The organism is Pandoraea oxalativorans (assembly GCF_000972785.3).
GTDB classification, from domain to species: domain Bacteria; phylum Pseudomonadota; class Gammaproteobacteria; order Burkholderiales; family Burkholderiaceae; genus Pandoraea; species Pandoraea oxalativorans.
Map to the genome: position 1 here is coordinate 5,208,472 of NZ_CP011253.3, position 18,717 is coordinate 5,227,188.

Sequence of the window (18,717 nt, forward strand, 5' to 3'; positions counted from 1 at the left end):
ACCGCGGGCCGGTACCTTCGCTATCGGCCGTATCGGACATGCCGACGTGCCGCACTTACGTAGCAACACGGCCGCCCGAAGGCGGCCATGTCGTTACATTACTTCTCGAGACCGGCCGGCGGCCAGTTTTCGAGCTTCATGCCGAGCGTGAGACCACGCGAGGCAAGCACTTCCTTGATCTCGTTGAGCGACTTGCGACCCAGATTCGGGGTCTTGAGCAATTCGTTCTCGGTACGCTGGATCAGGTCGCCGATGTAGTAGATGTTTTCGGCCTTCAGACAGTTGGCCGAACGCACCGTCAACTCGAGATCGTCCACCGGACGCAGCAGGATCGGATCGATCTGCGGCGCACGCGACGGCGCTTCGCTGGCGGCTTCCGTGCCTTCCAGCGCAGCGAACACCGACAGTTGGTCGACGAGGATGCGAGCCGATTGACGAATCGCTTCTTCCGGCGACACCACACCGTTGGTTTCGATGTTCATCACGAGCTTGTCCAGGTCCGTACGCTGTTCCACACGGGCCGACTCGACCGCGTAGCTCACACGCTTGACCGGCGAGAACGACGCGTCGAGGACGATACGACCAATAACCTTGGCCGATTCGTCGCCATAACGGCGCACGTTACCCGGGACATAACCGCGACCCTTTTCGATCTTGATCTGAACGTCGAGCTTGCCGCCCTTCGCCAGATGCGCGATCACGTGATCGGGGTTGATCAGTTCCACATCATGCGGCACCTCGATATCCGAAGCGCGCACCACACCTTCACCATCCTTGCGCAGCGTAACGGTGACTTCGTCACGGTTATGCAGCTTGAACACGACACCCTTGAGGTTCAGCAGGAAGTTGACGACATCTTCCTGGACACCATCGATGGTGGAGTATTCATGCACAACGCCAGCAATCGTCACTTCGGTCGGCGCGTAGCCCACCATCGATGACAACAGCACGCGGCGAAGCGCGTTGCCCAAGGTGTGGCCATAGCCACGTTCGAACGGCTCCATCACGACTTTGGCGTGATGCTCACCGACCGGCTCAACCGCAATAATCTTGGGCTTCAACAAACTGGTTTGCATAGGTTTCCTTTTCAATACCCTCGGCTCGTTACACCGATAAGGCTGATGGGTGACAACCTGCACGGAACGCAAAACGCGCCGTGAGGCGCGTCAAGCATCATACGGATTAACGCGAATACAATTCGACGATCAGGCTTTCGTTGATGTCGCCCGCGATATCGCTACGTTCCGGCAGTGCCTTGAAAGTGCCTTCCATCTTCTTGGCGTCAACCGAAACCCAGATCGGGAAACCGACTTGCTCAGCCAGCGTCAGCGCTTCTTGAATACGCACTTGCTTCTTGGCCTTTTCGCGAATGCTGATCACGTCGCCGGCCTTGACCTTGATCGACGGGATGTTCGAAACGACACCGTTCACCACGATGGCCTTGTGGCCAACGAGTTGGCGCGCTTCAGCGCGCGTCGAACCAAAGCCCATGCGGTACACGACGTTGTCCAGGCGCGACTCGAGCAGTTGCAGCAGGTTTTCACCCGTGTTGCCCTTGACGCGGTCGGCTTCCGCGAAATAACGACGGAACTGACGCTCAAGCACGCCGTAAATACGCTTGACCTTCTGCTTTTCGCGCAGCTGGTTGCCGTAGTCCGACGTACGAGCACCCGACGTGCGGCCATGCTGACCCGGCTTGCTATCCAGCTTGCACTTGTCGGCGAGCGAGCGACGTGCGCTCTTCAGGAAGAGGTCAGTACCTTCACGACGGGAGAGTTTGGCCTTCGGGCCGATATAACGTGCCACGGTTGTTCCTTTATCTCAAAATTTGACGCAGCGAACTTTGTCCACTACGCAAGTCCGGTACCAATGTACCGGACGGTGGTCTTAGAAATTACTACGCGCACGGCCGAGACCGTGCGCGAACCCGCGATTATAGCAGGATTTTCTGAAGCGTCTTAGATACGACGACGCTTCGGCGGGCGGCAGCCGTTGTGCGGGACCGGCGTCACGTCCGAAATGGCCGTGATCTTGATACCCAGCGCATTCAGCGCACGAACCGCGGATTCGCGACCCGGGCCCGGGCCCTTGATGCGAACTTCGAGGTTCTTCACGCCGTATTCCAGTGCCACGCGGCCAGCCGACTCAGCAGCAACCTGGGCAGCGAACGGGGTCGACTTACGCGAACCCTTGAAGCCCTGGCCACCCGACGTCGCCCATGCCAGCGCATTGCCCTGACGATCGGTGATCGTGATGATGGTGTTGTTGAACGAAGCGTGGACGTGCACGACGCCTTCTGCAACGCTCTTCTTGACCTTCTTGCGAACGCGCTGCGAAGCGGCGTTGTTCTGTTGCTTAGCCATGAGTTCCTATCCTCTGGTTACTTCTTCAGCGAGACGCCGGCCTTACGCGGGCCCTTACGGGTACGCGCATTGGTACGGGTACGCTGACCGCGAAGCGGCAAGCCCTTGCGGTGACGCATACCACGATAGCAGCCCAGGTCCATCAGGCGCTTGATGCTCATGGTCGTTTCACGGCGAAGGTCGCCCTCAACCGTCAGTTGACCAACTTGATCACGCAACTTTTCGAGATCAGCGTCGTCGAGGTCCTTGACCTTCTTCGAGTGAGCCACACCGGCGGCATCGCAAATCTGGCGAGCGCGCGTGCGACCGACACCGTAAATAGCCGTCAGGCCAATGACAGTGTGCTGGTGGTTCGGGATGTTAACCCCTGCGATACGAGCCATTCGTAATTCCCCAACTAAATAGCGTTAAAGGCCGATTAGCCCTGACGTTGCTTGTGGCGCTGATCGGAACTGCAGATCACGCGGAGCACGCCTTTGCGCTTCACAATCTTGCAATTGCGGCACATGCACTTAATAGATGCCAAAACTTTCATGACAATTCCCTCTCTCTAATCACTTCGCCCGGAAGACGATCCGCGCACGCGACAGATCGTAGGGCGTCAACTCTACCGTCACCTTATCTCCGGGGAGGATGCGAATGTAGTGCATCCGCATCTTGCCTGAGATATGACCAAGTACTACATGACCATTTTCCAGCTTTACCCGGAAGGTGGCATTGGGGAGGTTTTCAACGACCTCACCCTGCATTTGAATAACGTCGTCTTTCGACATGATCCTGGATGATCAGCGAAGCGTCATGTTATTGCCGCCCTTGAAATTCGCCTTGCGGAGCAGCGACTCATATTGTTGCGACATCACATACGACTGCACTTGCGCCATGAAGTCCATCGTCACCACCACGATAATCAGCAGTGAGGTTCCACCGAAGTAGAACGGGACATTCCAGCGCAACACCAGGAACTCAGGCAGCAAACACACCAAGGTGACGTAAGCTGCACCGGCCAGTGTCAATCGCGTCAGGATCTTATCGATATAACGCGCGGTCTGGTCGCCCGGACGGATGCCCGGAACAAACGCTCCGCTCTTCTTCAGGTTCTCGGCGGTCTCCTTGCTGTTGAACACCAGAGCGGTGTAGAAGAAGCAGAAGAACACGATCGCCAGTGCGTAGAGCATCACGTAGATCGGCTGCCCCGGCGACAACTTCGCCGCGATATCCTTGAGCCAGCGCGCGTTATCACCTGCGCCGAACCAATTCGCGATCGTTGCCGGGAACAGGATGATCGACGATGCAAAGATCGGCGGAATCACGCCTGCCATATTCAGCTTGAGCGGCAGGTGCGAAGCCTGACCACCGTACACCTTGTTGCCGACCTGACGCTTCGCGTAGTTCACCAGGATCTTGCGCTGACCACGTTCGACGAAAACGACGAAGAACGTCACGAGCACCACCAGGGCACAGATCACGATCGCCGAGAACGGACCGATCGAACCGGTACCGACCAACTCGAACAAACCACCCACAGCGTTCGGCAAACCTGCCGCAATACCGCCGAAGATGATGATCGAAATGCCGTTACCGAGACCGCGTTCGGTGATCTGCTCACCAAGCCACATCAGGAACATCGTGCCGGTCACGAGCGTGATCACCGTCGTCAGGCGGAACAACATGCCCGGATCGACGACGAGCCCCGGCTCGCTCTCCAACGTCACCGCGATTGCAGCTGCCTGGAAGAGCGCAAGCACCACCGTGAAATACCGGGTGTACTGCGTGATCTTGCGTTGTCCGGCCTGGCCTTCCTTACGCAATGCTTCCAGTTGAGGCGAAACCATCGCCAGCAACTGCATGATGATCGACGCCGAAATGTACGGCATGATCCCCAGCGCGAAGATCGTGAACCGCGACAACGCACCGCCAGAGAACATGTTGAACATGCCCAGGATCCCGCCCGACTGGCGCTGGAACAACTGCGCCAGCTGATCGGGGTCGATGCCCGGCACCGGGATATGCGCACCAATACGGTAGACGATCAACGCCAGCAGCAAGAAAACCAGCCGCCGGCGCAGATCCGCATACTTCGGGCCCTGCGTACCAGGCTTAGCGAGATTAGGAGACTTGGCCAATGATGGCTCCGGGGTGTCCTAACTTACTCTGCGACCGAACCGCCAGCCGCTTGAATGGCGGTGAGCGCACCCTTGGTGACGCCCAGACCCTTCACAACGACCTTGCGGGTGATCTCGCCAGCGGCGATGATCTTGGCCGAAAGCGACAGCTCGCTCACCAGACCGGCCTGCTTCAGAACCAACAGATCGATCTCGTCGACCGGCAGGTTGTTCAGGTCCGACAGGCGAACTTCGCCCACGAAACGACGCGTCAGCGACTTGAAACCACGCTTCGGCAGACGACGTTGCAGCGGCATTTGACCGCCTTCGAAGCCCACCTTGTGGAAGCCACCCGAACGCGACTTCTGACCCTTGTGACCACGGCCGGCGGTTTTACCCAGACCCGAACCGATGCCACGGCCGACGCGGCGCTTAGCGTGCTTGGCGCCTTCTGCCGGCTTAATCGAATTCAATTCCATTTTGCCCTCGCTCAGTCGACGATCTTCACAAGGTACGAGACCTTGTTGATCATGCCCCGCACAGCGGGCGTATCCTGCAACTCGCTGACCGAATTGAGGCGACGCAGGCCGAGGCCCTTCACGGTGGCGCGATGTTCTTCGCGCGTACCGATCAGGCTCTTGACCAGCTTAACTTTCACAGTTTGCTGCGACATATTGATCACCCTTAGCCGAGGATCTCTTCCACCGACTTGCCACGCTTAGCGGCGATGTCAGCAGGAGTCGATTGTTTCTTCAGGCCGTCGAGCGTGGCGCGGACCAGGTTGTACGGGTTCGTCGAGCCAAGGCTCTTCGTCACCACGTTGGTCACGCCCATCACCTCGAACACCGCGCGCATCGGGCCACCGGCGATCACGCCGGTACCGTCCTTCGCCGGCGACATCAGGACGCGCGAGGCGCCATGCTGGCCGAGAACGTTGTGTTGAAGGGTGCCGTTCTTCAGAGCAACCTTGAACATATTGCGGCGGGCTTGTTCCATTGCCTTTTGAACAGCAACCGGGACTTCCTTCGCCTTGCCCTTGCCCATGCCGATGCGGCCATCGCCGTCACCAACCACGGTCAACGCGGCAAAACCGAGAATACGGCCACCCTTCACAACCTTCGTGACACGGTTGACCGCGATCATCTTCTCGCGAAGGCCGTCGTCGCGTTCGTCAGCCTGAACTTTCGCTTGCATCTTTGCCATGACGGATCCTTACTTAGAACTTGAGGCCGGCTTCACGGGCTGCGTCGGCGAGAGCCTTGACGCGACCGTGATAGCGGAAGCCCGAGCGGTCGAAAGACACGCTTTCGATGCCGGCAGCCTTCGCCTTTTCGGCGATACGACGACCGATCAACGCAGCAGCGGCAGCGTTGCCACCCTTGCCTTCCTTGTCGCCCAGTTCCTTGCGCACTTCGGCTTCCAGCGTCGAAGCGCTGGCCAGCACTTGCGTGCCGTCTTCCGAGAAAACTTGCGCGTAGATGTGCACGTTGGTGCGATGCACGGAAAGGCGATGCACCTTCTGAGCTGCCAGCTTGATACGAGTCTGGCGAGCGCGGCGCACACGTGATTGTTTCTTGTCCATGTTTCGCACCCTTACTTCTTCTTGGTTTCCTTGAGGATCACCGTCTCGTCCGCATAGCGGACACCCTTACCCTTGTAGGGCTCGGGCGGACGGTAACCGCGAACTTCCGCAGCCACTTGTCCGACGCGTTGCTTATCAACGCCTTTGATGATGATCTCCGTCTGCGTCGGGGTCTCGACCTTCACGCCTTCCGGCATGGCATGCACAACATCGTGCGAGAAACCCAGCTCAAGCTTCAGTTTGTTATCTTCAGCCTTGGCACGGTAACCCACGCCAACGAGTTGCAGCTTCTTCTCGAAACCCTTGCTCACACCGGTCACCATATTGTTGACCAGTGCACGTTCCGTACCATACAGCGCATTCGCTTCACGGCTTTCGTCAGCCGGGGCGAAGGTGATGGTGCCGTCTTCAATCTTGACGTTCACAAGGGCGTTCACGCCACGGGTCAGCGAACCCAGGGCACCCTTGACCGTCAGCACATTGCCAGCCAGCGTTGTTTCAACGCCCTTCGGCAGTGCAATGGGACTCTTACCTACTCGAGACATTTCAACTCTCCTCGGTTAGGCCACGTAGCAGATGACTTCGCCGCCCACGCCAGTGGCGCGTGCCTTGCGATCCGTCATCACGCCCTTCGGGGTCGAGACGATTGCAACGCCCAGGCCATTCATGACCTGCGGGATATCGTTGCGGCTCTTGTACACACGCAGACCCGGGCGCGAAACGCGCTCGAGGCGCTCGATCACCGGACGGCCAGCGTAGTACTTCAGTGCGATGTTCAGCACCGGCTTGGTTTCTTCTGCTTCAACCGCGAAGCCTTCGATGTAGCCTTCGTCCTTCAGGACCTTGGCGATCGAGACCTTCAGCTTGGACGAGGGCATCTTCACCGATGCCTTCTCAACCATCTGAGCGTTGCGGATGCGAGTCAGCATATCGGCGATAGGATCGCTCATGCTCATGGTGCTTCTCCTATTACCAGCTTGCTTTGGTCACGCCCGGGATTTCGCCACGGAAGGCGATTTCACGGATCTTGTTACGGGCCAGGCCGAATTTGCGGAACGTGCCGCGCGGACGACCGGTCAGCTCGCAACGATTGCGTTGACGCGTCGGGTTGGCGTTACGCGGCAGCTGTTGCAGCGCCAGGCGTGCTTCATAACGCTCGTCTTCCGACTTGCTGGTGTCTTCGATGATCGCTTTGAGGTCAGCACGCTTGCCAGCGTACTTCGCCGCCAGACGGGCGCGCTTCTTTTCGCGTTCGATAAGTGCCAGTTTAGCCACGATTACCTCAGTTACGGAACGGGAATTTGAACGCCGACAGAAGAGCCTTGGCTTCTTCGTCAGTCTTCGCAGTCGTCGTGATGCTGATGTTCAGACCACGCAGTGCGTCGATTTTGTCGTATTCGATTTCGGGGAAAATGATCTGCTCTTTCACACCGATGTTGTAGTTGCCACGACCGTCGAACGCACGACCCGAAATACCACGGAAGTCACGCACGCGCGGCAGAGCCACGGTGATGAAACGATCCAGGAATTCGAACATACGTTCACCACGCAGCGTCACCATCGTACCGATCGGGTAACCTTCGCGGATCTTGAAACCGGCAATAGCCTTGCGAGCCTTCGTCACCACCGGCTTTTGACCGGCAATCTTCGTCAGGTCGCCAACGGCGTGCTCGATGATCTTCTTGTCAGCGACGGCTTGACCAAGGCCCATGTTCAGGGTGATCTTGGTGATGCGCGGCACTTCCATCACGGACTTGTAACCGAACTGCTTGGTGAGCTCGGCGACAATCTTGTCCTTATAGAATTCTTGCAAACGGGCCATTATCTATACTCCCTTAGGCACCGACGACCGCACCGGTCGTCTTGAGGAAGCGGACCTTCTTGCCGTCTTCGACCTTGATGCCCACGCGCGACGGCTTGCCATTGGCATCCACCAGCGCCACGTTCGAAACGTGGATCGGCATCGTCTTGTCGACCACGCCACCTTGCGTACCCTTCATCGGGTTCGGCTTGACGTGCTTCTTGGCGACGTTCACGCCTTCGACGACCAGCTTGTCACCATCAACGGCCAGAACCGTGCCACGCTTGGCCTTGTCCTTACCCGTCAGAACGATGACTTGGTCACCCTTACGAATCTTGTTCATGTGTCGGCTCCTTACAGCACTTCCGGGGCCAGCGACACGATCTTCATGAAGCGTTCGGTACGCAGTTCACGCGTAACCGGCCCGAAGATACGGGTGCCGATCGGCTCGAGCTTGGTGTTAAGCAGCACGGCGGCATTGCCGTCGAATTTGACCAGCGAGCCGTCCTGGCGACGCACGCCCTTGGCGGTGCGCACGACCACTGCGTTGTAGATTTCGCCCTTCTTGACGCGACCACGCGGGGCAGCATCTTTCACGCTGACCTTGATGATGTCGCCAATGCCGGCGTAGCGACGCTTGGAGCCGCCCAGCACCTTGATGCACATCACTTCGCGCGCACCGGTGTTGTCGGCTACTTCGAGCCGGGTTTCAGTTTGAATCATGGTGTTATCTTCCCAACTTAATCCGACACATAAGCGTCGGTCAGTCTTGGTCCCCGTCAGCACCAAAGGGTGCCGTTTGGGTTGAGTCGTTCAAAAGTGGACAACTTTGCTACCTCACCCGGACTCATAGAGGATACGAGTCGGCCTCGGAAGCCATCCACTCCCTTGCGAAACCAAAGACCGGTTTTAGCGAAAGAAGCGGAAAGTCCAGAATTATACAATGATAATTCTGGACTTGCAAGTCAAGCCTTCGCTTCAGCCTACCTTAGATGATGCGGGCAGCTTCCACGAGACGGGTAACCGTCCAGGCCTTGGTCTTCGACAGCGGGCGGGATTCTTGAATCTCGACCAGGTCGCCTTCCTTGTACTGGTTGGTTTCGTCGTGCGCGTGATACTTCTTCGACAGCACGATGTACTTGCCGTAGAGCGGGTGCTTCATTTGACGCTCGATCAGCACGGTAACCGTCTTATCCATCTTATCGCTGGTAACGCGACCCGTGAGGGTGCGCTTCAGCGAAGTCTTAGCGGTATCGTTCATTTCTGGCTCGCCTTCTCAGTCAACACGGTACGCACACGCGCGATGTACTTGCGCACCTTTTTCAGCTGGCTGGTATTGCTCAGCTGTTGGGTGCCTTGCTGCATGCGAAGACCGAATTGGGCCTTCAACAGATCCGACAGTTCCTTGTTCAGGCCGTCGGCATCCTTGGCACGAAGTTCGGATGCTTTCATTTCAAATTCTCCCTTCAGGCGCCAAGGCGACGTACAAAGAACGTCGTCTGAATCGGCAGCTTAGCGGCAGCCAGGCGGAACGCCTCGCGTGCCAGCGCTTCATCCACACCGTCCATTTCGTACAGCATCTTGCCCGGTTGAATCTCGGCGACGTAGTACTCCGGGTTACCCTTACCGTTACCCATACGCACTTCTGCCGGCTTTTGCGAGATCGGCTTATCCGGGAAAATACGAATCCAGATACGACCACCGCGCTTGATGTGGCGGGTCATGGCACGACGAGCAGCTTCGATTTGACGAGCCGTCAGACGACCACGACCGACCGCCTTCAGGCCGAATTCGCCGAACGACACTTCGTTGCCACGGGTGGCGACGCCAGTGTTACGGCCCTTCTGCTCTTTGCGATACTTTCTGCGTTTCGGTTGCAGCATGATTATTCTCCAGTCTTGGCGTCGCCTTCAGGCTTGCCAGCCGGACGGCGTGCACCACCGCGCTTCGCACCGGCCTTGTCGCCAGCATCGTCACGACGGGGGCGACGGTCGCCCGGACGCGCATTGCGGCGCGGACGCTTTTCTTCGGCCGGCTCTTCAGCCACCGGAGCGTCGTTGCGGCCCAGCGTGTCACCCTTGTACACCCACACCTTAATACCGATGATGCCGTACGTCGTCTTCGCTTCCGAGGTTGCGTAGTCGATGTCAGCGCGCAGGGTGTGCAGAGGCACACGGCCTTCGCGGTACCACTCGGTACGGGCGATTTCGATACCGTTCAGACGGCCAGCGCTCATGATCTTGATGCCCTGGGCACCCAGACGCATCGCGTTCTGCATCGCGCGCTTCATTGCGCGACGGAACATGATACGGCGCTCAAGCTGCTGAGCGATCGAATCGGCGATCAGCTGCGCATCGGTTTCCGGCTTGCGGATTTCTTCGATGTTCACGTGCACGGGCACGCCCATGCGCTTTTGCAGCTCAGCCTTGAGGATTTCGATGTCCTCGCCCTTCTTGCCGATCACAACGCCCGGACGCGAGCTGAAAATCGTGATGCGAGCATTCTTGGCCGGACGTTCGATGACCACGCGGCCAACCGAAGCGTTCTTCAGCTTCTTCTTCAGGTAATCGCGAACCCCGATATCTTCCTGCAGCATTTTCGCGAAATCCTGGTTGTTCGCGTACCAACGCGAAGCCCAGTTACGACTGACAGCCAGACGGAAGCCAGTCGGATGAATTTTCTGTCCCATCGTGACCCCTTAGTTGCCCAGCGTCACAGTGATGTGACAGGTTTGCTTCTCGATGCGGTTACCACGGCCCTTGGCGCGCGCGGTGAAACGCTTGAGCGAGGTCGCCTTGTCAACGAAGATGCCCTTAACGCGCAGTTCGTCAATGTCAGCACCTTCATTGTGCTCGGCGTTGGCAATTGCCGACTCCAGCACCTTCTTGATGATGACCGCGGCCTTCTTCGGCGAGAAGGTCAGTACATTCAGTGCACGTTCCAGCGGCAGGCCGCGGATCTGGTCAGCGACCAGACGCGTCTTCTGCGCCGAGATACGGGCACCGCGGTGAATTGCTTTCACTTCCATGATCGGCCCCTTATTTCTTCGCCTTCTTGTCGGCCGCATGGCCCTTGAAGGTACGGGTAAGTGCAAACTCACCCAGCTTGTGGCCGACCATGTTTTCCGTCACGTACACCGGCACGTGTTGACGGCCATTGTGTACGGCGATCGTCAGGCCGATGAAATCGGGCAGGACGGTCGAACGACGCGACCAGGTCTTGATCGGCTTCTTGTCACGCGATGCAGCTGCCGCTTCCACTTTCTTCAGCAGATGAGCGTCGCAAAACGGACCTTTTTTAACAGAACGAGTCATTTGCTAGCTCCAATTAGCGCTTCTTGCGACGCTGAACGATCATGCTGTCGGTGCGCTTGGTCGAACGGGTACGCTTACCCTTGGTATGCTGACCCCACGGGCTGACCGGATGACGACCAGCTGCCGTACGACCTTCACCACCACCGTGCGGGTGATCCACCGGGTTCATCGCCACACCGCGAACGGTCGGGCGAATACCGCGCCAACGCTTTGCACCGGCCTTGCCCAACTGGCGCAGGCTGTGCTCTTCGTTGCCGACTTCACCGATGGTGGCGCGGCACTCGATGTGCACGCGACGGACTTCGCCCGAACGCAGACGCACTTGAGCGTACGTGCCTTCACGAGCCAGCAGCATTGCCGACGTACCAGCGGCACGAGCGATTTGGGCGCCCTTGCCCGGCAGCAGTTCGATGCCGTGAATCGTGGTACCGACCGGAATGTTGCGGATCGGCAGTGCATTGCCAGCCTTGATCGGGGCTTCGGAGCCGCTCACCACTTGCTGGCCGACGGTCATGCCCTTCGGTGCAAGAATGTAACGACGCTCGCCGTCGGCGTAGCAAAGCAGTGCGATGTTCGCGCTGCGGTTCGGATCGTACTCAAGACGCTCAACCTTCGCCGTGATGCCGTCCTTGTTACGACGGAAATCGACGATACGGTAGTGCTGCTTGTGACCGCCACCCATGTGACGGGTGGTGATGTGACCGTTGTTGTTACGGCCAGCGGTCTTGCTCTTGGTATCGAGCAGCGGGGCGAACGGCTTGCCCTTATGCAGATCCTTGTTGACGACCTTGACCAGCGAACGGCGGCCCGGCGACGTCGGTTTCGTTTTGACGAGTGCCATGATTACTTGGCCTCCGCTTCAAAATTGATTTCCTGACCCGGCTTCAAGCTCACGTAAGCCTTCTTCTCGTGGTCGCGACGACCCATGAAGCGGCCAAAGCGCTTTTGCTTGCCCTTACGGTTCAGGATCTGCACCGACTCGACTTCAACCTTGAAGAGAAGCTCAACAGCAGCCTTCACTTCTTGCTTGTTCGCGTCGCGTGCAACTTGGAACACCACTTGTTCATTCTTGTCAGCCACCAGCGTCGCCTTTTCGGAGATCACCGGCGCGAGCAAGACCTGGTACAGACGATGGTCGTTTTTACGCACGTCGCTCATGACAGCATCTCCTCAATCTTGGCGATCGCGCCCTTCGTCAGCAGCACCTTCTTGAAGTAGATGAGCGACAGCGGGTCGGCGAAACGCGGCTCGGTGACGGCAACGTGAGCCAGATTGCGCGAGGCCAGGAACAGGTTCTCGTCCACGCTATCCGTGATCAGCAGCACCGACTCAAGACCCATGGCCTTGATCTTTTCAGCGAGCAGTTTGGTCTTCGGCGCATCCAGCTTGATGTCCTCGACCACCGACAGACGACCTTCACGGGCGAGCTGCGACAGAATCGAGCACACACCGGCGCGGTACATCTTCTTGTTGACCTTGTGGGTGAAGTTCTCTTCCGGCGAATTCGGGAAGATGCGGCCACCGCCGCGCCACAGCGGGCTCGACGACATACCGGCACGAGCGCGGCCCGTACCCTTCTGACGCCACGGCTTCTTCGTCGTGTGCTTGACCTGTTCACGGTCCTTCTGCGCACGATTGCCGCTGCGGGCGTTGGCTTGATAAGCCACCACAACCTGATGGATCAGCGCTTCGTTGTAGTCACGGCCGAACACGACGTCCGACGCGTTGACCGCAGCGCCTTCCTGACCTTGCTCATTCAGGAGCTTCAGTTCCATTGTTACGCTCCCTTCGCGAGTTTGGCCTTGACTGCCGAGGTCACGAAAACCTTGCCTTCGTTGGCGCCCGGAACGGCACCCTTCACGAAGATCAGGCCACGTTCAGCGTCAATGCGCGCGATTTCGAGATTCTGTACCGTCGTCGTGACGTCACCCAGGTGACCCGTCATGCGCTTACCCGGGAACACACGGCCCGGATCCTGCGCCATACCGATCGAACCCGGCACGTTGTGCGAACGCGAGTTACCGTGCGATGCGCGGCCCGAAGCGAAGTTGTAACGCTTGATGGTACCTGCGTAGCCCTTACCGATCGACACGCCTTGCACGTCGACCTTCTGGCCTACCTGGAACAGATCGACACCCACGGCTGCGCCCGGCTGCAGTTCAGCAGCTTTGGCAGCATCGATGCGGAATTCCTTGAGGATTTCACCGGCTTCAACACCAGCTTTCGCATAGTGACCGGCGGCGGCTTTGGTCACGCGCGAAGCGCGACGATTGCCGAAAGTGACTTGAACGGCGGTATAGCCGTCCGTTTCATCCGTCTTGATTTGCGTCACACGGTTGTTAGACACGTCGAGCACGGTGACGGGAATCGAATCGCCGTCGTCCGTGAAAATACGCGTCATGCCAACCTTGCGACCGACAAGGCCAAGGCTCATGATTTTCTCCATTCCCGACTGCGATTGGCCGGGCCTAAATGACAAAAGGATGGTCCACGGATGTGGGCCATCTTTTCAAAACTACACTTGAGCCCGCCATTATAGGCGGACTTTTATCGCTTGACAAGTGTTGCTAAATCACATAACAAAAGCCCCGCCGGTCCAGCATTGGCGGGGCTTTCAAGAGCGAAATCGCTCTCAAGCCTTACTGCAGCTTGATTTCGACGTCGACGCCAGCCGGCAGGTCGAGCTTCATCAGCGCGTCAACCGTCTTGTCCGTCGGATCGACGATGTCCATCAGGCGCTGGTGCGTGCGGATTTCGAGCTGGTCGCGCGACGTCTTGTTGACGTGCGGCGAACGCAGGATGTCGAAACGCTCGATGCGCGTCGGCAGGGGCACCGGGCCCTTGACGATTGCGCCGGTGCGCTTGGCGGTTTCAACGATTTCGGCAGCCGACTGGTCGATCAGGCGGTAGTCGAAAGCCTTCAGGCGGATACGGATCTTTTGGTTCTGCATGGAATTTCACCAAAGAGCATGGCAACCCTCGTTCGGGCGCCGGGTAAATCACAAAGAGCAAACAGAATCACGACGATGGAGGCCGAAACCCCGCATCGTCGTTCAATCCGCTATTAGGCGACGATCTTGGCAACGACGCCCGAGCCAACCGTACGGCCACCTTCGCGGATTGCGAAGCGCAGACCTTCGGTCATGGCGATCGGGGCGATCAGCTTGACGCTGATCGACACGTTGTCGCCCGGCATGACCATTTCCTTGTCGGCCGGCAGGCTGATCGAGCCCGTCACGTCCGTCGTACGGAAGTAGAACTGCGGACGGTAGTTGTTGAAGAACGGCGTGTGACGACCACCTTCGTCCTTCGACAGCACGTACACTTCGGCCGTGAATTCCATGTGCGGCTTGATCGAGCCCGGCTTGGCCAGAACCTGACCACGCTGAACGTCTTCACGCTTCGTGCCGCGCAGCAGCAGACCAACGTTGTCGCCTGCCTGACCTTGGTCGAGCAGCTTGCGGAACATTTCAACGCCCGTGCAGGTCGTCTTGTCGATGTGCGGCTTGTCGCCGTCCATCTTGATACCGACGATTTCGATTTCTTCGCCGACCTTGACCACGCCCGACTCGATACGACCCGTGACCACCGTGCCGCGACCCGAGATCGAGAACACGTCTTCCACCGGCATCAGGAACGGCTTGTCAACAGCGCGCTCCGGCGTCGGGATGTACGAATCCAGCGCGTCGGCCAGGTTCATGATCGCCACTTCGCCCAGTTCGCCCTTGTCGCCTTCCAGCGCCAGCTTGGCCGAACCCTTGATGATCGGCGTGTCGTCGCCCGGGAAGTCGTACTTCGAGAGAAGCTCGCGAACTTCCATTTCGACCAGCTCGAGCAGCTCGGCGTCGTCGACCATGTCGCACTTGTTCAGGAACACGATGATGTACGGCACACCGACCTGACGGGCGAGCAGGATGTGCTCACGCGTTTGCGGCATCGGGCCGTCAGCAGCCGAGCAAACCAGGATTGCGCCGTCCATCTGGGCAGCACCGGTAATCATGTTCTTGACGTAGTCGGCGTGGCCCGGGCAGTCAACGTGTGCGTAGTGGCGCGAAGCCGTTTCGTACTCGATGTGTGCCGTGTTGATCGTGATACCACGTGCCTTTTCTTCCGGCGCCGCGTCGATTTCGTCGTACTTCTTGGCTTCGCCGCCGAACTTGGCCGACAGAACCGTTGCGATAGCAGCCGTCAGGGTGGTCTTGCCGTGGTCAACGTGGCCAATCGTACCGACGTTCACGTGCGGCTTAGTCCGCTCGAATTTTTCCTTTGCCATTTCCGAATCCTCAGATACTGAATAGACGATTAAACAGTGTGTCGGGTGCCGCACCGGATGATGCGGACACCCTACAAATGAATTACTTGCTCTTGTTGCTGATGATGGCTTCGCTCACGTTCTTCGGAGCTTCAGCGTAGTGCTTGAACTCCATCGTGTACGTGGCGCGGCCTTGCGTGGCCGAACGCAGCGACGTCGAATAGCCGAACATTTCCGACAGCGGAACTTCAGCGCGCACGATCTTGCCGCCGCCGACCATGTCGTCCATGCCCTGGATAATGCCGCGACGGCTCGACAAGTCGCCCATCACGTTACCCATGTAGTCTTCCGGCGTTTCCACTTCCACGGCCATCATCGGCTCGAGGATGACCGGCTTGGCACGGCGCATGGCTTCCTTGAAAGCCATCGAACCAGCCATACGGAACGCGTTTTCGTTCGAGTCCACATCGTGGTACGAACCGAACGTCAGGTGAACCGTCACGTCAACGACCGGGAAGCCGGCGAGAACACCGCTCTTCAGGGTGTCTTGAATACCCTTATCAACGGCCGGGATGTATTCACGCGGAATCACACCACCCTTGATCTCGTCGAAGAACTTGTAACCAGCGCCTTGCTCGCTCGGCTCAAGCGTAATGACAGCGTGACCGAACTGGCCGCGACCGCCCGACTGCTTGACGAACTTACCTTCCACGTCGGCTGCCGTCGCGCGAATGGTTTCGCGGTAAGCAACCTGCGGAGCGCCGATGTTGGCTTCCACGCCGAATTCGCGCTTCATACGATCGACCAGAATTTCGAGGTGGAGCTCGCCCATACCCGAAATGATGGTCTGACCCGATTCTTCATCGGTCTGCACGCGGAACGACGGGTCTTCCTGCGCCAGGCGGTTCAGGGCGATGCCCATCTTTTCCTGGTCGACCTTGGTCTTCGGCTCGACAGCCTGCGAAATCACCGGCTCCGGGAACACCATGCGCTCGAGCACGATCGGTGCCGACGGATCGCACAGCGTGTCACCGGTCGTCACATCCTTCAGACCGACAGCAGCGGCGATGTCACCCGCACGCACTTCGTCGATTTCTTCACGCTGGTTCGCGTGCATCTGCAGAATACGGCCCAGGCGTTCCTTCTTTTCCTTGACCGAGTTCAGCACCGTGTCGCCCTTGTTCACAACGCCCGAATAGACGCGGAAGAACGCCAACTGACCAACGAACGGGTCCGTCATGATCTTGAACGCCAGCGACGAGAACTTCTCGTCGTCCGAAGCACGGCGCTCGACCGGCTGTTCCTTGTCATTCGTACCCGTGACCGGCGGAATGTCCACCGGCGACGGCAGGAAGTCGACCACGGCGTCCAGCATACGCTGCACACCCTTGTTCTTGAACGCGGTACCGCACAGCATCGGCTGGATTTCGCAAGCGATGGTACGCACACGAATGCCCTTGATGATGTCTGCCTCGGAGAGGTCGCCCTCTTCCAGGTACTTGTTCATCATCTCTTCGCTCGACTCGGCAGCGGCCTCGACCATGCCTTCGCGCCACTTCTGGGCTTCAGCTTGCAGCTCGGCGGGAATGTCGACGTAGTCGAACTTCATGCCTTGCGAAGCTTCGTCCCAAATGATCGCCTTCATCTTGATGAGGTCGACCACGCCCTTGAAGCTTTCTTCAGCGCCGATCGGCACCACCACCGGCACCGGGTTGGCCTTCAGGCGGTTCTTCAACTGGTCGTAGACCTTGAAGAAGTTCGCGCCGGTACGGTCCATCTTGTTGACGAACGCCAGACGCGGCACGCCGTACTTGTTGGCCTGACGCCACACGGTTTCCGACTGGGGCTGCACGCCACCCACAGCGCAATACACCATGCACGCGCCATCGAGAACACGCATCGAGCGCTCGACTTCAATCGTGAAGTCGACGTGCCCCGGGGTGTCGATGATGTTGATGCGGTGCTTTTGATAGTTGCTGGCCATGCCGGACCAGAAGCAGGTCGTGGCAGCCGACGTAATCGTGATGCCGCGCTCTTGTTCCTGCTCCATCCAGTCCATCGTCGCCGCGCCATCGTGCACTTCACCGATTTTGTGGTTCACACCGGTGTAGAACAAAATGCGCTCGGTCGTCGTGGTTTTACCTGCGTCGATGTGAGCGCTAATACCGATGTTGCGGTAGCGCTCGATAGGGGTTGTACGAGCCACTTTAAGCCTCTTTCAATGTAGCCGCCATTTTTGAGGGGGCTACTAACACAAACGGGCGAGGCGCAATTTCTCATGCGCACCCGCCCCGGTTTCTGCTCTAGGTACTGCTTGCCAGCGTCAGAAGCGGAAGTGCGAGAAGGCCTTGTTGGCTTCAGCCATGCGGTGAACTTCGTCACGCTTCTTCATGGCGCCGCCACGACCTTCCGAGGCTTCGATCAGCTCACCAGCCAGGCGCAGAGCCATCGACTTTTCGCTACGCTTTTTCGCGGCCTCACGCAACCAACGCATCGCCAATGCCATACGACGCGACGGACGCACTTCGACCGGAACTTGATAGTTTGCACCGCCAACACGGCGGCTCTTGACTTCAACCACCGGCTTCACGTTACCGAGAGCCGTGTTGAAGACTTCCAGCGGATCCTTGCCCGCCTTGGTTTGGATCTGCTCGAAAGCACCATAAACGATGCGCTCTGCCACCGACTTCTTGCCGGCAAGCATGAGCACGTTCATGAATTTAGCGACTTCAACGTTGCCGAACTTCGGATCGGGCAACACTTCGCGCTTGGGGACTTCGCGACGACGCGGCATGATTTCTTCCTTAATTGATTCAGTTGGAGCTGGGCTCCAGGCCACCTACTAGCCACTTTCGGGCCGAGTGACCACTTACTCAGTGACGATGTACCACCATCACCGAACGTATATCCGCTAAGCCGCTTAGGCCTTCGGACGCTTCGCGCCGTACTTCGAACGGGCTTGCTTACGGTCCTTGACGCCTTGCGTGTCGAGGCTACCGCGCACCATGTGGTAACGCACACCCGGCAAGTCCTTCACACGACCGCCGCGAATCAGCACGACCGAGTGTTCCTGCAGGTTGTGGCCTTCACCGCCGATGTACGAAATGACTTCGAAACCGTTCGTCAGGCGCACCTTGGCAACCTTACGAAGTGCGGAGTTCGGCTTCTTCGGCGTCGTGGTGTACACACGGGTGCACACGCCGCGACGCTGCGGGCAGTCCTGCAGGGCCGGGCTCTTGCTCTTGATTTGAGCAGAGGTGCGCGGCTTGCGGACCAATTGGTTAATCGTTGGCATTGTGATTT

Annotated in this window: 32 protein-coding genes; all 32 read right to left on the reverse strand. The window is 58.4% G+C overall.

What is annotated here, in order from left to right:
- Window positions 1-98 precede the first annotated feature (98 nt).
- Window positions 99-1,076 (reverse strand): DNA-directed RNA polymerase subunit alpha, encoded by a 978-nt coding sequence (locus tag MB84_RS22990; RefSeq protein ID WP_039393697.1) that lies wholly within the window; start codon window positions 1,074-1,076, stop codon window positions 99-101.
- Window positions 1,077-1,182: 106 nt separating this feature from the next.
- The gene (gene rpsD, locus MB84_RS22995) at window positions 1,183-1,806 is read right to left on the reverse strand and encodes a 30S ribosomal protein S4 (RefSeq protein WP_039393699.1); all 624 of its coding nucleotides are present in this window, start codon (window positions 1,804-1,806) and stop codon (window positions 1,183-1,185) included.
- Window positions 1,807-1,958: 152 nt separating this feature from the next.
- On the reverse strand, window positions 1,959-2,363 hold the full coding sequence (gene rpsK, locus MB84_RS23000; protein ID WP_010804113.1) for a 30S ribosomal protein S11: 405 nt from the start codon (window positions 2,361-2,363) through the stop codon (window positions 1,959-1,961).
- Window positions 2,364-2,380: 17 nt separating this feature from the next.
- Window positions 2,381-2,746 (reverse strand): 30S ribosomal protein S13, encoded by a 366-nt coding sequence (rpsM, locus tag MB84_RS23005; RefSeq protein WP_039393701.1) that lies wholly within the window; start codon window positions 2,744-2,746, stop codon window positions 2,381-2,383.
- Between the two features lie 35 nt (window positions 2,747-2,781).
- Complete coding sequence (rpmJ, locus tag MB84_RS23010; RefSeq protein WP_046290028.1) at window positions 2,782-2,898, reverse strand: 50S ribosomal protein L36; 117 nt, start codon at window positions 2,896-2,898, stop codon at window positions 2,782-2,784.
- A gap of 19 nt (window positions 2,899-2,917) precedes the next feature.
- On the reverse strand, window positions 2,918-3,136 hold the full coding sequence (infA, locus tag MB84_RS23015) for a translation initiation factor IF-1 (RefSeq protein WP_007869286.1): 219 nt from the start codon (window positions 3,134-3,136) through the stop codon (window positions 2,918-2,920).
- A 12-nt stretch (window positions 3,137-3,148) separates the two neighbouring features.
- Window positions 3,149-4,486 carry a preprotein translocase subunit SecY gene (gene secY, locus MB84_RS23020; RefSeq protein ID WP_010804117.1) on the reverse strand — a complete coding sequence of 446 codons (1,338 nt, stop codon included), beginning with the start codon at window positions 4,484-4,486 and terminating at the stop codon, window positions 3,149-3,151.
- Window positions 4,487-4,509: 23 nt separating this feature from the next.
- Window positions 4,510-4,944, reverse strand: coding sequence for a 50S ribosomal protein L15 (gene rplO / locus MB84_RS23025; RefSeq protein WP_039393709.1), 435 nt, complete (start codon window positions 4,942-4,944; stop codon window positions 4,510-4,512).
- Between the two features lie 11 nt (window positions 4,945-4,955).
- The gene (rpmD, locus tag MB84_RS23030) at window positions 4,956-5,138 is read right to left on the reverse strand and encodes a 50S ribosomal protein L30 (RefSeq protein WP_010804119.1); all 183 of its coding nucleotides are present in this window, start codon (window positions 5,136-5,138) and stop codon (window positions 4,956-4,958) included.
- Between the two features lie 11 nt (window positions 5,139-5,149).
- Window positions 5,150-5,668: a 30S ribosomal protein S5 gene (gene rpsE / locus MB84_RS23035; protein WP_039393711.1), complete on the reverse strand. Its 519-nt coding sequence runs from the start codon at window positions 5,666-5,668 to the stop codon at window positions 5,150-5,152.
- A 13-nt stretch (window positions 5,669-5,681) separates the two neighbouring features.
- Complete coding sequence (rplR, locus tag MB84_RS23040) at window positions 5,682-6,047, reverse strand: 50S ribosomal protein L18 (RefSeq protein WP_039393713.1); 366 nt, start codon at window positions 6,045-6,047, stop codon at window positions 5,682-5,684.
- 11 nt (window positions 6,048-6,058) lie between these two features.
- Complete coding sequence (rplF, locus tag MB84_RS23045) at window positions 6,059-6,592, reverse strand: 50S ribosomal protein L6 (RefSeq protein WP_046290029.1); 534 nt, start codon at window positions 6,590-6,592, stop codon at window positions 6,059-6,061.
- Between the two features lie 15 nt (window positions 6,593-6,607).
- Complete coding sequence (gene rpsH / locus MB84_RS23050; protein WP_046290030.1) at window positions 6,608-7,003, reverse strand: 30S ribosomal protein S8; 396 nt, start codon at window positions 7,001-7,003, stop codon at window positions 6,608-6,610.
- A 13-nt stretch (window positions 7,004-7,016) separates the two neighbouring features.
- The gene (gene rpsN, locus MB84_RS23055) at window positions 7,017-7,322 is read right to left on the reverse strand and encodes a 30S ribosomal protein S14 (RefSeq protein WP_039393717.1); all 306 of its coding nucleotides are present in this window, start codon (window positions 7,320-7,322) and stop codon (window positions 7,017-7,019) included.
- A gap of 7 nt (window positions 7,323-7,329) precedes the next feature.
- The gene (gene rplE, locus MB84_RS23060) at window positions 7,330-7,869 is read right to left on the reverse strand and encodes a 50S ribosomal protein L5 (RefSeq protein ID WP_023593829.1); all 540 of its coding nucleotides are present in this window, start codon (window positions 7,867-7,869) and stop codon (window positions 7,330-7,332) included.
- 13 nt (window positions 7,870-7,882) lie between these two features.
- Window positions 7,883-8,191: a 50S ribosomal protein L24 gene (gene rplX, locus MB84_RS23065; RefSeq protein ID WP_023593828.1), complete on the reverse strand. Its 309-nt coding sequence runs from the start codon at window positions 8,189-8,191 to the stop codon at window positions 7,883-7,885.
- Between the two features lie 11 nt (window positions 8,192-8,202).
- On the reverse strand, window positions 8,203-8,571 hold the full coding sequence (rplN, locus tag MB84_RS23070) for a 50S ribosomal protein L14 (protein WP_010804127.1): 369 nt from the start codon (window positions 8,569-8,571) through the stop codon (window positions 8,203-8,205).
- Window positions 8,572-8,836: 265 nt separating this feature from the next.
- The gene (rpsQ, locus tag MB84_RS23075) at window positions 8,837-9,109 is read right to left on the reverse strand and encodes a 30S ribosomal protein S17 (RefSeq protein ID WP_046290031.1); all 273 of its coding nucleotides are present in this window, start codon (window positions 9,107-9,109) and stop codon (window positions 8,837-8,839) included.
- A complete protein-coding gene (gene rpmC / locus MB84_RS23080; protein WP_046290032.1) occupies window positions 9,106-9,300 on the reverse strand; it encodes a 50S ribosomal protein L29 in 195 nt (64 codons plus the stop codon). Before rpmC ends, rpsQ begins: the two co-directional genes overlap by 4 nt.
- A gap of 14 nt (window positions 9,301-9,314) precedes the next feature.
- Entirely contained in the window at window positions 9,315-9,731 is a 417-nt protein-coding gene (gene rplP / locus MB84_RS23085; RefSeq protein ID WP_010804130.1) for a 50S ribosomal protein L16, read from the reverse strand.
- A 2-nt stretch (window positions 9,732-9,733) separates the two neighbouring features.
- A complete protein-coding gene (rpsC, locus tag MB84_RS23090; protein WP_039393724.1) occupies window positions 9,734-10,537 on the reverse strand; it encodes a 30S ribosomal protein S3 in 804 nt (267 codons plus the stop codon).
- 9 nt (window positions 10,538-10,546) lie between these two features.
- On the reverse strand, window positions 10,547-10,876 hold the full coding sequence (rplV, locus tag MB84_RS23095; RefSeq protein WP_039393726.1) for a 50S ribosomal protein L22: 330 nt from the start codon (window positions 10,874-10,876) through the stop codon (window positions 10,547-10,549).
- A gap of 10 nt (window positions 10,877-10,886) precedes the next feature.
- Window positions 10,887-11,162, reverse strand: coding sequence for a 30S ribosomal protein S19 (gene rpsS / locus MB84_RS23100; protein ID WP_010804133.1), 276 nt, complete (start codon window positions 11,160-11,162; stop codon window positions 10,887-10,889).
- A 13-nt stretch (window positions 11,163-11,175) separates the two neighbouring features.
- Window positions 11,176-12,003, reverse strand: coding sequence for a 50S ribosomal protein L2 (gene rplB, locus MB84_RS23105; RefSeq protein ID WP_039393727.1), 828 nt, complete (start codon window positions 12,001-12,003; stop codon window positions 11,176-11,178).
- Window positions 12,004-12,005: 2 nt separating this feature from the next.
- The gene (gene rplW, locus MB84_RS23110; RefSeq protein ID WP_010804135.1) at window positions 12,006-12,320 is read right to left on the reverse strand and encodes a 50S ribosomal protein L23; all 315 of its coding nucleotides are present in this window, start codon (window positions 12,318-12,320) and stop codon (window positions 12,006-12,008) included.
- Window positions 12,317-12,937 (reverse strand): 50S ribosomal protein L4, encoded by a 621-nt coding sequence (gene rplD, locus MB84_RS23115; RefSeq protein ID WP_010804136.1) that lies wholly within the window; start codon window positions 12,935-12,937, stop codon window positions 12,317-12,319. Before rplD ends, rplW begins: the two co-directional genes overlap by 4 nt.
- A gap of 2 nt (window positions 12,938-12,939) precedes the next feature.
- Window positions 12,940-13,596 carry a 50S ribosomal protein L3 gene (gene rplC, locus MB84_RS23120; RefSeq protein WP_039401616.1) on the reverse strand — a complete coding sequence of 219 codons (657 nt, stop codon included), beginning with the start codon at window positions 13,594-13,596 and terminating at the stop codon, window positions 12,940-12,942.
- Window positions 13,597-13,801: 205 nt separating this feature from the next.
- Window positions 13,802-14,113 carry a 30S ribosomal protein S10 gene (gene rpsJ / locus MB84_RS23125; RefSeq protein WP_010804138.1) on the reverse strand — a complete coding sequence of 104 codons (312 nt, stop codon included), beginning with the start codon at window positions 14,111-14,113 and terminating at the stop codon, window positions 13,802-13,804.
- 113 nt (window positions 14,114-14,226) lie between these two features.
- Window positions 14,227-15,435, reverse strand: a complete 1,209-nt coding sequence (gene tuf, locus MB84_RS23130) for an elongation factor Tu (RefSeq protein WP_046290034.1) — start codon at window positions 15,433-15,435, stop codon at window positions 14,227-14,229.
- Between the two features lie 82 nt (window positions 15,436-15,517).
- Window positions 15,518-17,620: an elongation factor G gene (fusA, locus tag MB84_RS23135; RefSeq protein ID WP_046290035.1), complete on the reverse strand. Its 2,103-nt coding sequence runs from the start codon at window positions 17,618-17,620 to the stop codon at window positions 15,518-15,520.
- Window positions 17,621-17,737: 117 nt separating this feature from the next.
- Complete coding sequence (rpsG, locus tag MB84_RS23140) at window positions 17,738-18,208, reverse strand: 30S ribosomal protein S7 (protein ID WP_023593821.1); 471 nt, start codon at window positions 18,206-18,208, stop codon at window positions 17,738-17,740.
- A gap of 126 nt (window positions 18,209-18,334) precedes the next feature.
- Window positions 18,335-18,709, reverse strand: coding sequence for a 30S ribosomal protein S12 (rpsL, locus tag MB84_RS23145; RefSeq protein ID WP_010804142.1), 375 nt, complete (start codon window positions 18,707-18,709; stop codon window positions 18,335-18,337).
- Between the last annotated feature and the right edge of the window lie 8 nt (window positions 18,710-18,717).

Bases quoted from the DNA above. Each gene is read 5' to 3' on its own strand.
- rpsL (WP_010804142.1), bottom strand. From the start codon at position 18,709: ATGCCAACGATTAACCAATTGGTCCGCAAGCCGCGCACCTCTGCTCAA.
- rplE (WP_023593829.1), bottom strand. From the start codon at position 7,869: ATGGCCCGTTTGCAAGAATTCTATAAGGACAAGATTGTCGCCGAGCTC.
- rpsC (WP_039393724.1), bottom strand. From the start codon at position 10,537: ATGGGACAGAAAATTCATCCGACTGGCTTCCGTCTGGCTGTCAGTCGT.
- tuf (WP_046290034.1), bottom strand. From the start codon at position 15,435: ATGGCAAAGGAAAAATTCGAGCGGACTAAGCCGCACGTGAACGTCGGT.
- rpmC (WP_046290032.1), bottom strand. From the start codon at position 9,300: ATGAAAGCATCCGAACTTCGTGCCAAGGATGCCGACGGCCTGAACAAG.
- rpsE (WP_039393711.1), bottom strand. From the start codon at position 5,668: ATGGCAAAGATGCAAGCGAAAGTTCAGGCTGACGAACGCGACGACGGC.
- rplO (WP_039393709.1), bottom strand. From the start codon at position 4,944: ATGGAATTGAATTCGATTAAGCCGGCAGAAGGCGCCAAGCACGCTAAG.
- rplV (WP_039393726.1), bottom strand. From the start codon at position 10,876: ATGGAAGTGAAAGCAATTCACCGCGGTGCCCGTATCTCGGCGCAGAAG.
- rplD (WP_010804136.1), bottom strand. From the start codon at position 12,937: ATGGAACTGAAGCTCCTGAATGAGCAAGGTCAGGAAGGCGCTGCGGTC.
- rpsK (WP_010804113.1), bottom strand. From the start codon at position 2,363: ATGGCTAAGCAACAGAACAACGCCGCTTCGCAGCGCGTTCGCAAGAAG.
- rplN (WP_010804127.1), bottom strand. From the start codon at position 8,571: ATGATTCAAACTGAAACCCGGCTCGAAGTAGCCGACAACACCGGTGCG.
- rpsS (WP_010804133.1), bottom strand. From the start codon at position 11,162: ATGACTCGTTCTGTTAAAAAAGGTCCGTTTTGCGACGCTCATCTGCTG.
- rpsJ (WP_010804138.1), bottom strand. From the start codon at position 14,113: ATGCAGAACCAAAAGATCCGTATCCGCCTGAAGGCTTTCGACTACCGC.
- rplX (WP_023593828.1), bottom strand. From the start codon at position 8,191: ATGAACAAGATTCGTAAGGGTGACCAAGTCATCGTTCTGACGGGTAAG.
- rpsQ (WP_046290031.1), bottom strand. From the start codon at position 9,109: ATGAACGATACCGCTAAGACTTCGCTGAAGCGCACCCTCACGGGTCGC.
- rpsG (WP_023593821.1), bottom strand. From the start codon at position 18,208: ATGCCGCGTCGTCGCGAAGTCCCCAAGCGCGAAGTGTTGCCCGATCCG.
- rplB (WP_039393727.1), bottom strand. From the start codon at position 12,003: ATGGCACTCGTCAAAACGAAACCGACGTCGCCGGGCCGCCGTTCGCTG.
- rpsM (WP_039393701.1), bottom strand. From the start codon at position 2,746: ATGGCTCGTATCGCAGGGGTTAACATCCCGAACCACCAGCACACTGTC.
- rplP (WP_010804130.1), bottom strand. From the start codon at position 9,731: ATGCTGCAACCGAAACGCAGAAAGTATCGCAAAGAGCAGAAGGGCCGT.
- rpsH (WP_046290030.1), bottom strand. From the start codon at position 7,003: ATGAGCATGAGCGATCCTATCGCCGATATGCTGACTCGCATCCGCAAC.
- rplF (WP_046290029.1), bottom strand. From the start codon at position 6,592: ATGTCTCGAGTAGGTAAGAGTCCCATTGCACTGCCGAAGGGCGTTGAA.
- MB84_RS22990 (WP_039393697.1), bottom strand. From the start codon at position 1,076: ATGCAAACCAGTTTGTTGAAGCCCAAGATTATTGCGGTTGAGCCGGTC.
- rpmJ (WP_046290028.1), bottom strand. From the start codon at position 2,898: ATGAAAGTTTTGGCATCTATTAAGTGCATGTGCCGCAATTGCAAGATT.
- rpmD (WP_010804119.1), bottom strand. From the start codon at position 5,138: ATGTCGCAGCAAACTGTGAAAGTTAAGCTGGTCAAGAGCCTGATCGGT.
- rplR (WP_039393713.1), bottom strand. From the start codon at position 6,047: ATGGACAAGAAACAATCACGTGTGCGCCGCGCTCGCCAGACTCGTATC.
- rplW (WP_010804135.1), bottom strand. From the start codon at position 12,320: ATGAGCGACGTGCGTAAAAACGACCATCGTCTGTACCAGGTCTTGCTC.
- rplC (WP_039401616.1), bottom strand. From the start codon at position 13,596: ATGAGCCTTGGCCTTGTCGGTCGCAAGGTTGGCATGACGCGTATTTTC.
- infA (WP_007869286.1), bottom strand. From the start codon at position 3,136: ATGTCGAAAGACGACGTTATTCAAATGCAGGGTGAGGTCGTTGAAAAC.